The organism is Reyranella massiliensis 521, from assembly GCF_000312425.1.
GTDB lineage: Bacteria > Pseudomonadota > Alphaproteobacteria > Reyranellales > Reyranellaceae > Reyranella > Reyranella massiliensis.
Genome location: NZ_HE997181.1, coordinates 1,689,664 through 1,705,012 on the forward strand (window position 1 = coordinate 1,689,664; position 15,349 = coordinate 1,705,012).

The 15,349-nt window shown below is 66.4% G+C and carries 8 protein-coding genes; 4 read left to right on the forward strand and 4 right to left on the reverse strand.

The genetic code is table 11. The features are described from left to right. Window positions 1-85: 85 nt before the first annotated feature. Window positions 86-1,252, forward strand: a complete 1,167-nt coding sequence (locus BN60_RS08295) for an AGE family epimerase/isomerase (RefSeq protein WP_020695558.1) — start codon at window positions 86-88, stop codon at window positions 1,250-1,252. On the opposite strand, the gene BN60_RS08300 is transcribed toward BN60_RS08295, so the two are convergent. The 4 genes from BN60_RS08300 to BN60_RS08315 form a co-directional block, all read right to left on the reverse strand. Then, window positions 1,240-2,670 carry an aldehyde dehydrogenase family protein gene (locus tag BN60_RS08300; RefSeq protein ID WP_020695559.1) on the reverse strand — a complete coding sequence of 477 codons (1,431 nt, stop codon included), beginning with the start codon at window positions 2,668-2,670 and terminating at the stop codon, window positions 1,240-1,242. The two genes, BN60_RS08295 and BN60_RS08300, sit on opposite strands and share 13 nt — an antisense overlap. 220 nt (window positions 2,671-2,890) lie before the next feature. Continuing rightward, window positions 2,891-6,148 carry a PAS domain-containing protein gene (locus tag BN60_RS28735; protein ID WP_020695560.1) on the reverse strand — a complete coding sequence of 1,086 codons (3,258 nt, stop codon included), beginning with the start codon at window positions 6,146-6,148 and terminating at the stop codon, window positions 2,891-2,893. A 98-nt stretch (window positions 6,149-6,246) separates the two neighbouring features. Continuing rightward, window positions 6,247-7,212: a Bug family tripartite tricarboxylate transporter substrate binding protein gene (locus BN60_RS08310; RefSeq protein WP_020695561.1), complete on the reverse strand. Its 966-nt coding sequence runs from the start codon at window positions 7,210-7,212 to the stop codon at window positions 6,247-6,249. A gap of 68 nt (window positions 7,213-7,280) precedes the next feature. Beyond that, window positions 7,281-10,262, reverse strand: a complete 2,982-nt coding sequence (locus tag BN60_RS08315; RefSeq protein WP_043283747.1) for a ribonuclease E/G — start codon at window positions 10,260-10,262, stop codon at window positions 7,281-7,283. 494 nt (window positions 10,263-10,756) lie between these two features. Between BN60_RS08315 and BN60_RS08320 the strand changes: the two genes are divergently transcribed. The 3 genes from BN60_RS08320 to prfB all read left to right on the forward strand — a co-directional run bounded on the left by BN60_RS08320 (window position 10,757) and on the right by prfB (window position 15,349). Further along, the gene (locus BN60_RS08320; RefSeq protein WP_051150106.1) at window positions 10,757-11,629 is read left to right on the forward strand and encodes an N-acetylmuramoyl-L-alanine amidase family protein; all 873 of its coding nucleotides are present in this window, start codon (window positions 10,757-10,759) and stop codon (window positions 11,627-11,629) included. 58 nt (window positions 11,630-11,687) lie between these two features. Next, complete coding sequence (locus tag BN60_RS08325; RefSeq protein WP_083856012.1) at window positions 11,688-14,150, forward strand: penicillin-binding protein 1A; 2,463 nt, start codon at window positions 11,688-11,690, stop codon at window positions 14,148-14,150. A 76-nt stretch (window positions 14,151-14,226) separates the two neighbouring features. Further along, a protein-coding gene (gene prfB / locus BN60_RS08330) for a peptide chain release factor 2 (protein ID WP_148283356.1) occupies window positions 14,227-15,349 on the forward strand; the annotation gives its coding sequence in 2 pieces (ribosomal slippage) (window positions 14,227-14,295 and window positions 14,297-15,349; 1,122 coding nt in all).

Below are 15,349 nucleotides of genomic sequence, written 5' to 3' on the forward strand. Positions count from 1 at the left end.
ACCAGCCGGTTGGCGTTGCATGTGCGAGCTGTCGCGGTACAAAGTCCGTGCGAGCGGTAATGGTAGACGCAGCGATGGATGAAAAATGAAGAATGTCGAAGGCGATCTCGGCCTCCTCAGGGAGCGTCTGCTGCAGTGGTTGATGAACGACGCTCTGCCGATCTGGTGGAACGTCGGTGCGGACAAGACGGGAGGCGGCTTCCACGAGGCCATTGACCATGCCGGCCGGCCGGTCATCGCCGATCGCCGGGCGAGGGTGCAGGCGCGGCAGATCTTCACCTATGCGGTGGCGCGGGACATGGGCTGGAACGGGCCGGCCGAAGAAGCCATGACGCACGGTCTGGATTACTTCCTGGGTCGCTATCGCCGGCCGGACGGCCTGTTCTGCAATTCCCTGACCGTCGACGGCAAGCAGGCCGAAGCAGCGCCTTACCTCTACGAGCAAGCCTTCGCGCTTCTGGCCATGGCGACGGCCCATGGGCCCGAGAAGCGGATGCCGGAGCTGGTGCCGGTTGCCGAGCAACTCTTGGGGAAGTTGCTCAGCGAGCGGCGAGGCCGTGCCGGCGGTTTCACCGGCTTCGTGGACGATGCCGTCTACCAGTCCGACCCCCACATGCACCTCTTCGAGACGGCATTGGCCTGGGAGGAGATTTCGTCTGACCCGCGCTGGTCTCGTTTGGCGGACGAGTTGGCCGAGCTCTGCCTTGCACGTTTTATCACCAAGGATCGCGGCATCCTGCTCGAATACTTCGACTCCTCCTGGGCGCCGGCGGCGGGCGATATGGGGCGTCTGGTCTGGCCGGGCCATCAGTTCGAGTGGGCCGGCCTGCTGGAGCGCTGGGCGCTCGCGCGCGGCCGCGAGGATGTCCGCAAGGTCGCGCGGTGCCTCTATCGTATCGGGGCGGATCACGGCATCGATGCCAAGCGCGGCGTGGCGGTCTTCGAATTGACGGACGAGATGGCCGTAAACGATCCCAAGGCGCGGCTCTGGGCGCAGGCCGAATGGCTGAAGGCCGCGATCATCCTGGCGCGCTCCGAGACCGATGAGGCGACGCGGCTGGCCTATCTCGCCGATGCTGCGGCAGGAGCGCGGTCGTTGCAGCGCTTCCTGGAGATGCCTGTTGCCGGTCTGTGGCGGGACAAGCTGACCGGCGAGGGCGAGTGGATCGACGAGCCCGCACCGGCGAGCTCGTTCTATCACATCATCGATTCGCTGCGCGTGCTGGCGGCCTGGCAGGCTCAGGCGGCCTGATAGCCGATCACGGCCTTGGTCTCGAGGAACTCTTCGAGACCCCACTTGCCGTACTCGCGTCCGTTGCCCGACTGCTTGTAGCCGCCGAAAGGTGCGGCGGTGTCACCCATCGGATAGTTCACGTGCACGTTGCCGGCGCGCATCTGCGACGCGACCTTGCGGGCATGGTCGAGGTTGGCGCCCTGCACGTAGGCTGCCAGCCCGTAGATCGTATCGTTGGCGAGGCGGATGACCTCTTCCTCGTTCTTGTAGGGCAGGATGGCGATGACCGGCCCGAAGATCTCTTCGCGGGCGACGGTCATGTCGTTGGTGACGTTCGCGAAGACCGTCGGCCGCACGTAGAAGCCGCGGTTCAGGTTCTCCGGACGACCAGGGCCGCCGGTCACGAGTTCCGCACCCTCGTCGATGCCGGCCTGGATGAGGCGCTGGATTTTCTCGTACTGCGCGGCGTTCACGACCGGACCCAGCCGAGTCTCGGGATTGCGCGGATCGCCGACCACGAAGCGCTCGGCGGCCACCTTGGCGATCGCCTTGACCTCATCATGCCGTTCCTGCGGCACGAACATGCGGCTGGGCGCAGTGCAGGACTGGCCCGAGTTCACCATCATGCTGTTGATGCCCTTGGTGACGGCGGTCTGGAAGTCGACGTCGGGCAGCAGGATGTTGGCCGATTTGCCGCCCAGCTCCTGGGCGACGCGCTTGACCGTCAGCGCCGCCGCCTGCGCCACGCGGATGCCGGCGCGCGTCGAGCCGGTGAACGACATCATGTCGATGTCGGGATGGCTCGACATCGCCTCGCCGACGACAGCGCCCGTGCCCTGGACCATGTTGTAGACGCCCTTGGGGGTGCCGGCGGCGTGCATGATCTCGCTCCAGATGATGGCGTCGATCGGCGCCTCCTCTGAAGGCTTCAGCACCATGGTGCAGCCGGCGGCGAGGGCGGGGAGCACCTTGCAGGCGATCTGGTTGGTCGGCCAGTTCCACGGCGTGATGAGACCGCAGACGCCGATCGGTTCGCGCGCAATCAGCGTCGTGCCCTCGACCGTCTCGAACGGGTAGGTTTCGAGCACGGAGATCATGCGCTCGAGATGGGCGGTGCCGCGACCGGCCTGGATGTCGCGGGCGAACTGCAGCGGTGCGCCCATCTCGCGCGAGATGGCATCGCCCACATCGCTGCGGCGCTTGTTGTATTCGGCCAGGATGGCGCGCAGCAGGTCGAGCCGTTCCTTGCGTGTCGTGCGGGAGTAGGAAGCGAAGGCAGTGCGGGCCGCGGCCACCGCGCGGTCGACGTCGGCGGCGCTGCCGACGGCGATCTGCGTATAGGTCTCTTCCGTCGAGGGGTCGATGACGTCGAGCAAGGCCGGCTTCACCGGGTCCACCCATTTGCCGTCGATGTAGAACTGCGTCTCGTGTGCCATGGGATCCTCCGGATTGGTGTAATTCCTGCGCTTCGCTGTATATATATAGATATAACGTCAGGAAAGTACCACCTGGCAAAGCCAAATGTGGAGGAAGTTAGATCCGCGGCAACGGCGGTCGTGCGTTGCCTAGTCGTTGGCCTGGTAGAACAATTTCTTTCCGGAGCAGCGTATTCGGTATGCCTAATGCGACATAACGAACGCAGCCAGAAATAGCCGGCTATTTCAGCGCAACGACGTTGAGCCGGCCGGCCGGGCCCGGCCGGGGCGGCGCAGGGCCGGGGACGGCGCCGGGCGGTGCCGACAGGGCCTCGCGCACCTTCTGGGCGAGGTCGCGCTTGCGATAGGGCTTCGGCAGCAGGAGCACGCCGGCTTCCAGGCGGCCATCGTTCTGCAATGCGCCTTCGGCATAGCCCGAGGTGAACAGGACCCGAAGGCCGGGCCGGGCGCGGCGTGCTTCTTCGGCGACTTCGCGGCCGTTCAGGCCGCCCGGCATGACGACGTCGGTGAACAGGAGGTCGAAGTCGCCGGCACGATCCAGCAACTCCAGGGCTTCGCGGCCGCTGGCGGCGCTCGTGGCCTCGTAGCCCAGGCTGGCGAGCATGGCGGAGACGTGGAAGCGCACCTCGTCATTGTCCTCGACCAGGAGGATGCGTTCCTTGCCGCGCGGCGCCGCCTCTGCCGACATGGCAAGCTGCTCGGTGGTGCCTTCGACCCTCGGCAGATAGATGCGAACTGTCGTTCCCCAGCCGACCTGGGACTGGATGTCGATATGGCCCTTCGACTGATGGACGAAGCCGTGGACCATCGAGAGGCCAAGCCCGCTGCCCTTGCCGACATCTTTGGTGGTGAAGAAGGGTTCGAAGGCGCGCGAGGCGACGTCGGCCGGCATGCCGGTGCCGCTATCGGTCACGGCGAGCATCACGTAGTCGCCGGGCGCGATTTCACCTTCGTTGCCTCGGGCAAAGCTCACGTTGCCGGTCTCGATCACCAGCCGGCCACCCACCGGCATGGCGTCGCGGGCATTGATGCAGAGGTTGACCAGGGCGGTCTCGAACTGGCTGCGATCGACGCTGGTGTAGCCCAGTTCGTCCGCCAGCCGCATGTCGATGTCGATCTCGCCGCCCAAGGTGCGATGCAGGAGACTTCCTGTGACGGTGATCAGTGCGTTGAGGTCGGTGATCTGCGGCCGCAAGGTCTGCTTGCGCGAGAAGGCGAGGAGCTGCCGGGTCAGGTCGGCGGCACGCCGCGCGGCGCCGCCGATGCGCTCCAACCGCTCGGCCATCTGCTTGTCGAGGGTCTCCTCCTGCAAGGCCTCAACGTTGGCGGCAATCACCATGAGGATGTTGTTGAAGTCGTGCGCGACGCCGCCGGTCAGCTTACCGACCGCATCGAGGCGCTGCGATTGGCGAAGCTGCTCTTCGAGATGGCGCTGCTGCGTCACGTCGATCATCGAGCCGACCATGCGCAGCGGCTTGCCGGCTTCGTCGCGGATGACGCGCCCGCGATCGATGACGACAATCGAGGAGCCATCGCCGCAGAGAAAGCGATACTCGTCCTGCCAGTCGTTGAGCCGGCCATTGATCACGGCATAAATCCCGGCGACGACGCGCTCGCGATCGTCAGGATGGATATGGTCCTTCCAGCTCGCCGACGGCGCGTCAGGGCCGAATTCGTGCCTGAAGCGCAGTTTCAGACCGTCGTTCCAGCGGATCATATCGCTGGTCAGGTTCCAGTCCCAGACGACATCGGCCGTGGTCTGGGCGACGATGCTCAGTCGCTCCTCGCTTTCGCGCAGCTTGAGTTCGGCAAGCTTGGCGTCGGTGACGTCCTTGGCCACGCCGACCCGTCGTATCAGCCTGCCTTGGCCGTCGTATACCGGGAAGGCCCGGTCTTCGATCCATCGCACCGTACCGTCGGGCCGTATCAGGCGAAAATGGTTGAGGTGCGATCCGTTCGGGAAGTGTGTCGCGGGGAGTTGGATGCGGGCGCGATCCTCGGGATGGATGGCATCGAGCAGCTCGTTCAAACTGTGATAGAGCGCTTCGCTGCGTCGGCCCGAGATCTTCTCGTAGGCGGGATTGACGTAAAGCACGCGATTGTCAGGAACGGTCGCAATCCAGAATATCTCGTCGACATTCTCCGCAAGCTGGAGGGCGCGCCGCTCGCTTTCGCGAAGGGCTTCGTCGCGCCGCACATGTTCGATGCCCAGAGCCGCGAGCTTGGCGAAATGGGTAAGCACGGCGAGATCGGCTTCGGTCGGGCCCCTGGCCGCATCGCGATAGACCGCGAAAGCGGCGACGGGCGAGCCGTCTGAGTGCAGGATCGGCATCGACCAGCAGGCACGCAGCCCGTGGCTGGCCGCGACAGCGTGCAGGTCGGCCCAAAGCGGATTGCTGCCGATGTCGTCAGCGACGACGAGCTGGCGCCGATGAATGGCCGTTCCGCAGCAGGCCGAATCGGGGCCGATGGCCAGCCCGTCGAGGGCCGACAGGAACGACGGAGGCAGGTAAGGGGCAGCACCGACACTCAGGCGTCCGGTATCGGGGGCGATCAGGAGGATCGAGGCACGCTGTCCCGGCGATATGTCGCTGATCGATCGGGCGCAGGCCCGCAGGATCGTCGTCAATGCGCCGCCAAGCGCAATCAGCCGCAGGACGCGATTGCTCGCGCGTTGTTGCAGCTCCTCGCGTTTGCGGACAGTGATGTCGCCGATATGGACCGTGAGTCCGTCGTCCAGCGGATCGGCGGTGACGTCCAGCCAACGGTCGCAGGGTTCGTGGAATATCTCGAAGCGATGACGCTCCGTCTTTCGTAGAGCCGTTTGCAAGCCGGCAGACAGGGCCGTGCCGGTGAGGTCTTCGCCAATGGCGCCAAGCAAACGGGTCGCCTCGCGGCTGATGAAAGTGACGCGGAGGTCGCGGTCGACGGCCAGGATGCCGCCGGCAGCGTGATCGAGTGTTGTTCCTAAGTTCCGCCGGACAAGGCCGAGCTCGAACAGCTCGCTGATTTGCCGCGCCAGATCGATCAGCGCTTTTTCCTGAACGGGCTCGAGTACGCGTGGAGTGCTGTCGAGAACGGAAAGCGTTCCGATCGGCAAGCCGTCGCCGCAGCGTACGGGGACTCCGGCATAGAAGCGTGCCTTGGGGGGACCGACGACCAGCGGGCTTTCGCGAAACACCGGATCGAGCGCGGCATCTTGCACGACACAAAGATCGCCGATCTGGATGGTCCGTTCACAGAACGCCAGATCGCGGGGGATTTCGGAGACGCCGAGCCCGACCTGCGACTTGAACCATACTCGGTTTCGGTCGATCAGCCCGAAGGCCGCCATCGGGGTCCCGCAGATTCGGGCGGCCAGATTTGTCAGGGCGTCGAAAGTCGGCTCTGCAGGAGTGTCGAGAATGTCGTATTGGCGCAACGCCGCCAGGCGGGCGGCTTCTGGCCAGGCCGAGGCTTGCGGGCGTGCGATCGTCATATCCCTTGCCTATCAGGTGGCAGACCTGTCGCCAGCGGCGGAATGATCCGTTCTGGAACGAATGCGCCGCCGGCAAAGGGAGGGCGCTGCCTTTGGCATCATTCCGGCTCGATGCCGGCGATCTTCATCATGTCCCTGTAGAGCTGGATCTCGGCCACCATGATCCGGCGCATTTCCTCGGGGCTTGAAGGGGCGATCTCCGAGCCACCCTGCGCCTGGCGCTCGACATAGGTCGGGTCGGTGATGGCCTTCAGCATCGCCTCGCGCAGCTTTGTCTGGACCGGCTGAGGCACGCCGCGGGGCAGCAGGATGCCGGTCCAGGTCATCAGTTCGAAGTCGGGGATGCCCTGTTCGATCAAGGTCGGGATGTCGGGCGTCAGCTTGTAGCGGCCGCGGCTGCCGACACCCAGGCAGCGCACCGTGCCGGCCTTGACCTGCGGCAGGCTGGTCACCGGATCGGCGAAGCACATCTGCACGTGGCCGGCCATCAAGTCCTGCAGCGCGGCGGGCGTGCTCTTGTAGGGCACATGCACCATGTCGACGCCGGCCTTGGCCTTGAACAGCTCGCCGGAGATGCGGGTCGAGGCGCTGCCCGATCCGAAGTTGATCTTGCCGGGCTGGCGCTTGCACAGGGCCGCGAATTCCGGCGCTGACTTCGCCTCGACCTTGGCGTTGACGATCATGAACACCGGCGCCCGCCCGATGATCGTAACCGGATCGAAGTCCTTCAGCGGATCGTAGGAGAGGGACTTCATCATCGCGACATTGGAGGCCGCCGCCGTATTGGAGCAGACGAAGATGGTCTGCCCGTCGGGTTTGGCCTTGGCCGCGACTTCGGCCGCGATCGCGCCGTTGGCGCCGGGCTTGTTCTCGACGACGGCGGCAACGCCAAAGGCCCGATTCAATCCCTCGGCGACATTGCGCGCGCTCTGGTCGGTCGCCGAGCCGGGACCGAATGGGACGATGATGCGGAAGGGGCCGTTGGGAAAACTGTCGGCCTTCGCCGCGCCGCCGATGGACAGCGCGGCCGTACTGGCCAGAAGGAGGCGACGACGATCAATCATGCCGAAGATTGTCGTCGCTCCGGACGCGCAACTCCAGTTGCGCGTTTCTTACTGCGGGTAGTGCCGCGTTAGCGGCGCCACCATCCGCGCTTGGGTTTTTCCGGCGGCGCGTCGATCACGGGGACCGGGGGCGGCGCGGGGGCGGGTTCGGGCTCGGCCGGCGGGGCCGCAACCATCGCCGGCGTAACCGCGACGGGCTCTGCGGGAGGTGGCGGCGGGGGAGGCGGAGGCTCGGCCGCCTCGACATTCACCGGCGGGCCGGGATCGAAGGGCGCGAATTCCATCGGCGGTGCGGCATCGACAAGCGCCGGCTCGTGCGTCGCGGTTGCAGGCGGGAACTCCGAAGCAGATTCCTCCTGCCCCGTCGAGGCGTCTGCCGCCGGTGCATCTTCGCCATTGGCGCTCTGCTCGTGCTGCGGGAAGTCACCCGGCTCGGCTTCACCGTTCTCGCGGCGACGGCGACGGCCACCGCGGCGGCCACGACGGCGGCGGCGATCGCCGCCACGTTCGTCGTCGGTTGCGTCGCCGTTGGTTGCGCCTTCGGCCTGTTCGCCGTCGGCCCGTTCGCCTTCGGCCTGCTCGGCACCGCTTTCCGGCGCATCGCTCTCGTCGGCGTCGCTCTCGCGGGAAGCATCGTCGCGCGGCTCATCGCTGGCGCCTTCTTCGCCGGCCACGCGCGGACGATCAGACTCCTCGCCCTCGCTCTCGCCATCGCGGCGGCCACGACGACGACGACGGCGACGGCGGCCACGACCGCGGCCATTCTCATCGTCGGCGCTGCGCTCCTCGCCACGATCCTCGCTGTCGCCACGGCTCTCGGTCTCGTCTTCGTGCTCTGCCGGAGCAGCTTCACCCGACGTTTCCTCGTAGCTGGCGCGCGCCAGCTCCTGGGCCGGCCGCTCGCTGCGATCTTCGCGGCGCGAACGCACGCGCTCGATCTCGCAGTCCGCCGCATGCAGCTCGTCGTCGGCCTCGATCGTGACATGGAAGTTGTAGCGGTTCTCGATGTCGCTGAGTGTGTGCCGCTTCTGGTTGAGCAGGTAGAGCGCCACGTTCGGCGGCAGGCTGACCAGGATTTCGCTCGCCCGCCGACGCACGCCTTCTTCCTCGATGGCGCGCAAGGCATGCAGCGCGGCGGACTCGATCGAACGGATGCGGCCGGTACCGGCGCAATGCGGGCAGGTCTCGGTCGAGTGCTCGAGCAGGCTGGGCCGCAGCCGCTGGCGCGACATCTCGAGCAGGCCGAAGGCGGAGATGCGGCCGATCTGGATGCGGGCGCGGTCGTTGCGCATCGCATCCTTCACCTTGTGCTCGACCTGGCGCTGGTGGCGCGTCTCCTCCATGTCGATGAAGTCGATCACGATCAGGCCGGCAAGGTCGCGCAGGCGGACCTGGCGGGCGATTTCCTCGGCCGCCTCGATGTTGGTCCGGACCGCCGTCTCCTCGATGTTGCGCTCCTTCGTCGAGCGGCCCGAGTTGACGTCGATGGCGACCAGCGCCTCGGTCGGATTGATCACGATGTAGCCGCCGGAGCGCAGCTGCACCGTCGGCGAATGCATCGCGTCGAACTGGCTCTCCACCTGGTAGCGGTGGAAGAGGGGAATCGGCTCCCGGTAAAGCTCGACCTTGTTGGCCTGGTGCGGCACGAGCTGCCGCATGAATTCGGATGCCGCCTGGAAGCCGGCTTCGCCCTCGACCAGAACCTGGGCGATGTCGGTGTCGTAGACGTCGCGCAGCGACCGCTTGATGAGGTCGCCTTCTTCGTAGATCAGCGCCGGCGCCGTCGAGCGCATGGTGAGTTCGCGGATCGAATCCCAGAGGCGCGACAGATATTCGTAGTCGCGCTTGATATCGATGGTACTGCGTTCGAGGCCGGCAGTGCGCAGGATCACGCCCATGCCCTGCGGCACGTCGAGCTCGGCCAGGATCTCCTTCATGCGCTTGCGGTCGGCGGGGTTGGAGATCTTGCGCGAGATGCCGCCGCCACGGCCGGCGTTGGGCATCAGCACGCAGTAGCGGCCGGCCAGGGACAGGTAGGTGGTCAGCGCCGCGCCCTTGTTGCCGCGCTCTTCCTTGACGACCTGCACCAGCAGGATCTGCCGGCGCTTGATGACTTCCTGGATCTTGTACTGGCGGATCGGGTTGCGGCGGCGACGCTCGCGCGTCTCGCGCTCCTCGACGACCTCGTCGCCGCCCAGAGTCTCGACCGTGACGTCGGGCTGCGGTGCCTCCGACGGATCGGTCGACATCTCGGTCGACGTCTCGCTCGATGCCTCGGCCGGGACGGGTTCGGAGGAGGGCTCGCCGGTCTCGGAGACCACGACGGTCTCGGCTTCGGCGACCGTCTCAGCGGTTTCGTGATGAACCGGGCCGTCGATGCGTTCGACGGGGATTTCCGCTGCCTGGGCGGGCTGGGCCTGCGGCTCGGGCTCGCTGGCCGGCGCCGTCTCGACGACGGGAGCGACCTCGACGGCAGCCGTCTCGACAGCAATGGGTTCGACGGGAGCAGATTCAGCGGGAGCCGGCTCGGCGGCTGCGGTTTCGACCGCAGGCGCGTCGGCCGCAGGCTGCTCGCCGGCAGGGTCTGCCGCGACGGCGTCAGGTGCCGGCGCGTCGGCCACGGCGTCGGCCGACGCCTCGGTGGGCGCGGGCTGTTCGTCGTCGTCGTCGGCCGCCTCGCGATTGTCCTCGCGCACCTCTTCGATATCGGTGCGATCGACCCGGCTGCGCCGGCGGGGCTCCTCGTCCTCGGCCTCGGCGTGCAGACGCTGCTGTTCGGCGATCAGCCGTTCGCGGTCGGCGACGGGAATTTGGTAGTAGTCCGGGTGGATTTCGGAGAAGGCGAGGAAGCCGTGGCGGTTGCCGCCATATTCCACGAACGCCGCCTGCAGCGACGGTTCGATGCGGATGACCTTCGCCAGGTAGATGTTGCCCTTGAGGGGCTTGCGGGTTGCGGTTTCGAAATCGAATTCTTCGAGTCGTGTTCCATCGACGACGACGACCCGGGTTTCCTCCGGGTGACTCGCATCGATGAGCATGCGCCTTGCCATGGGCTCGCTCCGAGGCGTTCGATCCCAACCGGCGCGAGCGACCGGCGGCCTAGCCGCCTCACTAAAGCGAGGGGGACGGTGCGTCATCGACCCGTCGAACGGCCAACTCAGGCCAAGACGGGGAAGTTACGCGCCGCCGGATCACAACTGGATCCTGCCGACCTCGAGGTTCCTGATAGCCACCGCCTGCCTGACAATCCCGGTTTGACCCACCGCGCCCGCTTCTTGGTTAAGGGCGCCAGCCCGGTCCGGCCCGGAGACTGCCGTCGGAGCACTCCAGACCTCCCGAGGGATGAGGGGCGCTACGAACGACGGCGACTGCTCGCAGCCGCAACATACGGGGTTAGAAACTGAGCGACAATCAAAACATTGCGTCGCATGAGTTTTCGCCTTTAAGCGATTGAGAATACTTGAAATATTCGCGCTTCTTGTGTATCAAGTTTAAGATAATCGAAAGAATAATTACCGCTCCTTCTAATTTTCTGACGCCAGCCATGTCCCTTTTCCGCCGTCGCGAGCTGCTTGCCGTCCTGGCAGGGCTGACCGCCTTTGGCGCCGGCATGGGCGAGGCGTGGGCGGGGCCGAGCAAGAAGTCCACCAAGCGCCAGCAGAATCGCAAATCGATCGGAAAGCCGACGCCGCCGACGCTGCCGACGACCAGGGCAAAGCCGAAGCTGGTGGTCCTCGACCCTGGCCATGGCGGCAAGGACCCCGGCGCTCTGGGGGCACGGGGAACCCAGGAGAAGAAGATCGTCCTGACGATCGCCCGCGCGGTGCAGCGCGAACTCCTGGCAGGGGGGCGGTATCGCGTCCTGCTGACCCGCAACAGCGACACTTATATTGCCCTGCGCGAGCGCGTGGCCCGCGCACAGGCGGCCAAGGCCGACCTGTTCCTGTCCCTTCACGCCGATTCGCACGACAACTCCGATGTGCGCGGCGCCTCGGTCTACACGCTGTCCGAGGATGCCAGCGACCGCGAAGCCGCCGCGCTGGCTGCGCGCGAGAACCGCGCCGATGCCGTCGTGTCGGGCATGCGGCTGGCCGACAAGCCCGACAATGTCGCCCAGACCCTGGTGGCCATGAGCCAGCGCGGCACGGTGAACGAGTCGCGCCGGCTCGCCGAGACGATCGTGGCGACCTTCGCCAGGAACGGCGTGCGGCTGCTGCCGCGCACCCATCGGCAGGCGGGTTTCGCCGTCCTGACCTCGGCCGAAATTCCCGCGGCGCTGGTCGAGCTGGGCTACCTCTCCAATCCACAGGACGAGAAGCTGCTGACGGTGCGCCAGCACCAGCTTTCTTTGGCACGGGCCCTGCGCGCATCGGTCGATGCCTATTTTGGGGCCAGTGTCGCCACAAGAAAGGCTTAAGTCCGCGGCACCCTGTACTTCTCGCCCTGCTGCACGGGGCAGGAAATCCTTGTAGAAGATGAGTGTGCTTAATTTCATGAAAGTGGCGCTGGCCTTCGCAACGGCCGCCCTGATCGTAGGTACCGGCACCGTGGCGGGCCTGTTCTGGCATTTCAGTCATGGATTGCCGGACCACAAGCAACTCGCCGACTATCAGCCGGCCACGACCTCCCGTCTTTATGCCGCCGACGGTCGCCTGCTCGCCGAGTATGCCCGCGAGAAGCGCATCTATGTCCCGGTCGCGGCCATGCCCAAGCGCGTGCTCGAAGCCTTCGTCGCCGCCGAGGACCAGCGCTTCTTCAGCCATCCCGGCATCGACGTGATCGGCGTGGTGCGCGCCGTCGTGGCCAACGTCGCCAACCCGGGCAAGCGACCGGAAGGGGCCTCGGGCCTGACCCAGCAGGTGGCCAAGAACTTCCTCCTGACCAACCAGGCCACCCTGGCGCGCAAGATTCGCGAGGCGATCCTCGCCTTCCGCATCGAGGAGACCTACTCGAAGGAGCGCATCCTCGAACTCTACCTCAACGAAATCTATCTGGGGTCCGGCAACTATGGCGTGGCGCAGGCTGCGCTGAACTATTTCGACCGCTCGCTAGGCGAGCTTTCGCTGTCGGAGATCGCCTATCTCGCGGCGCTGCCCAAGGCGCCGAACCGCTACAACATCGTGCGCAACGAGAAGGAAGCCTACGCGCGGCGCGACTATGTGCTGAACCGCATGCTGGAGGACGGCTACATCACGGCGGCCGAGGCGCAGGCGGCGCGCGCCGAGAAGCTGCAGTACCGCCGGCGCAGCGCCACCGAGACCGCGACGGCCGACTTCTTCGCCGAGGAAGTGCGCCGCAACCTGATGGCCGCCTATGGCGAAAAGAGCCTCTACGAAAGCGGGCTGACCGTCAGCACGACGCTCGATCCCTCGATACAGGCCGTGGCCGACACCGCCCTGCGCGATGGCCTGATCACCTACGACCGTCGCCATGGCTGGCGCGGGGCCTACGCCAAGATCCCCGACATGACCGTCTGGGAGGAGGAGTTTGCCCGCATCGCCCAGCGCCGGCCGTTGCTCGGCCCGGCAAGCTGGCATCTTGCGGTCGTCAGCAAGGTCGAGGCGCAGGCGGTCCAGATCGTGGGCCTGCCCGGCGACGGCGAAGGCACGGTGCCGTTTGCCGAGATGACCTGGGCGCGTCCCACTCTCAAGGATCAGACTGTCGGCGGCGCGCCGCGCGGTCCGCGCGACGTCGTGGCGGTGGGCGACGTGATCGTCGTCGAGAAGGTCGAGAAGCCGGCGGGGCAGAACGCCAAGCCCTATCCGCCGCGGACCTACGCTTTGCGCCAGGTTCCCAACGTCGAGGGCGGCGTGGTCGTGATGGACACGCAGACCGGCCGCGTGCTCGCCATGTCCGGCGGCTGGGCCTATGGCCGGAGCCAGTTCAACCGCGCCGTCCAGGCCGCGCGCCAGCCCGGTTCGGCCTTCAAGCCGTTCGTCTATCTCGCGGCGATGGACTCGGGATTCTCGCCAGCCAGCATCGTGCTCGATGCGCCCTTCGTCTACGACCCGGGCTACGGCCAGCCGCTGTGGACGCCGAAGAACTACGGCGGCGACATGCTGGGGCCCACGACCGTGCGCCGCGGTCTGGAACTGTCGCGCAACCTGATGACCGTGCGCATGGCTCAGCAGGTCGGCATGAAGAAGGTCGTCGAGGTCGCCAAGGAATTCGGCGTCACCGACAATATGGGCGCCTATCTGCCGATGGCGCTGGGCGCGGGCGAGACCACGCTTCTGCGCATGACCATGGCCTATGCGATGCTGGCCAACGGCGCGCTGGAGATCACGCCGTCGCTGGTCGATCGTGTGCAGGACCGCAATGGCCGCACGATCTATCGCCACGAGCCGCGCACGTGCGGCGGCTGCGGCGAGGCCGCTGCCAGCGGCAAGCCGGTCGCGCCGGAGCTGATCGATGGCCGCAAGCCGTTCCACGATCCGGCGTCGGTCTATCAGGTCGTCAGCATGATGCAGGGCGTCACCACGCGCGGCACGGCCGGGCGGCTGGCGGCGCTGGGGCGGCCGATTGCCGGCAAGACCGGCACGACCAACGACGCGCACGACAACTGGTTCCTGGGCTCCACGCCGGACATCACCATCGGCGTCTATATCGGCTTCGACGAACCGCGCACGCTGGGCTCGCAGGAAACCGGCGGCGGCAATGCGGCCCCGATCTACGAGGCGATCGCCAAGGAAATCTTCAAGGGCAAGCCGCCGACGCCGTTCCGCGTGCCGCCGGGCCTGCGCATGGTGAAGTTCACTTACGAGGGCGGCACGATCGACGAGGTCTTCAAGCCAGGCACCGAGCCGGGGGCGGAAGGTTATCAAGTCTCGCCGCTTGACGGGTCGGCCCCTTATTCCGCTATAGACCCCACCGCGGGCCCGCAGCAGGCGGGTGGCTCCCGGCGTCCGGGTCTCTCGGGCACCGGCGAAACCTATTGATCTTGATCGTGGGACGCGGGCTCCGCGCGGGGTAACCCCCGCGCTTTGAGGCCCGCGGTCCGTTTGAGGAGTGACGATGCGCGCCGAAGCTCAGGCCATGGTGACCGAAATCGAGGAGTCGCTCGCACTCCTCAGGAGGCGTCTTTGACTACGACCGTGCCGTCGTACGTCTGGATGAGCTGAACGCGCGCGCCGAAGACCCGGCGCTCTGGAACGATCCCAAGGAGGCCCAGGCCGTCATGCGCGAGCGCACGCGGCTGGAGGGGGCCATCGGGACCATCAAGCGCCTGCGCGCCTCGATCGACGACAATGTCGGCCTGATCGAAATGGCGGAGGCCGAGAAGGACGAGGCGATGATCGCCGACGCCGAGAAGGCGCTGGGCGAAGCGCGCTCGGAAGCGGCGACGGCACGTCTCGAGACGCTGCTGTCCGGCGAGGCCGATCCCAATAACGCCTATGTCGAACTCAATGCCGGCGCCGGCGGCACCGAGGCCCAGGACTGGGCCGAGATGCTGGCGCGCATGTATACGCGCTGGGCCGAGCGTCGCGGCTACAAGGTGAGCTGGCTCGAGGAGAGCGCCGGCGAAGAAGCGGGCATCAAGTCGTGCGCCTTCAAGGTCGAGGGGCCGAACGCCTATGGCTGGCTGAAGACCGAATCGGGCGTCCATCGGCTGGTGCGCATCTCGCCGTTCGACGGCAACGCCCGCCGGCAGACGTCCTTTGCCAGCGTCTGGGTCTATCCCGAGGTCGACGACAATATCGAGATCGAAGTCCTCGACAAGGATCTGCGCGTAGACACCTACCGCGCGTCGGGCGCAGGCGGGCAGCACGTCAACAAGACCGACTCGGCGGTGCGCATCACGCACATTCCGACCGGCATTGCCGTCGCCGTCCAGCAGGAGCGTTCGCAGCACCAGAACCGCGCCAAGGCCATGCAGATGCTGAAGGCGCGCCTCTACGAGGTCGAGCTGCAGAAGCGCGAGGCGGAGCGGCTGGAGGCGGAAGCCAACAAGACCGATATCGGCTGGGGCCACCAGATCCGGTCCTATGTGCTGCAGCCCTATCAGATGGTGAAAGACCTGCGCACCAACGTCGAGCGCTCCGACCCGCAGAAGGTGCTCGACGGCGATCTCGACGAGTTCATGGCTGCATCGCTGGCGGCGCGGGTGGGCGAGGGCAACGACAAGGAAGCCGCCTGA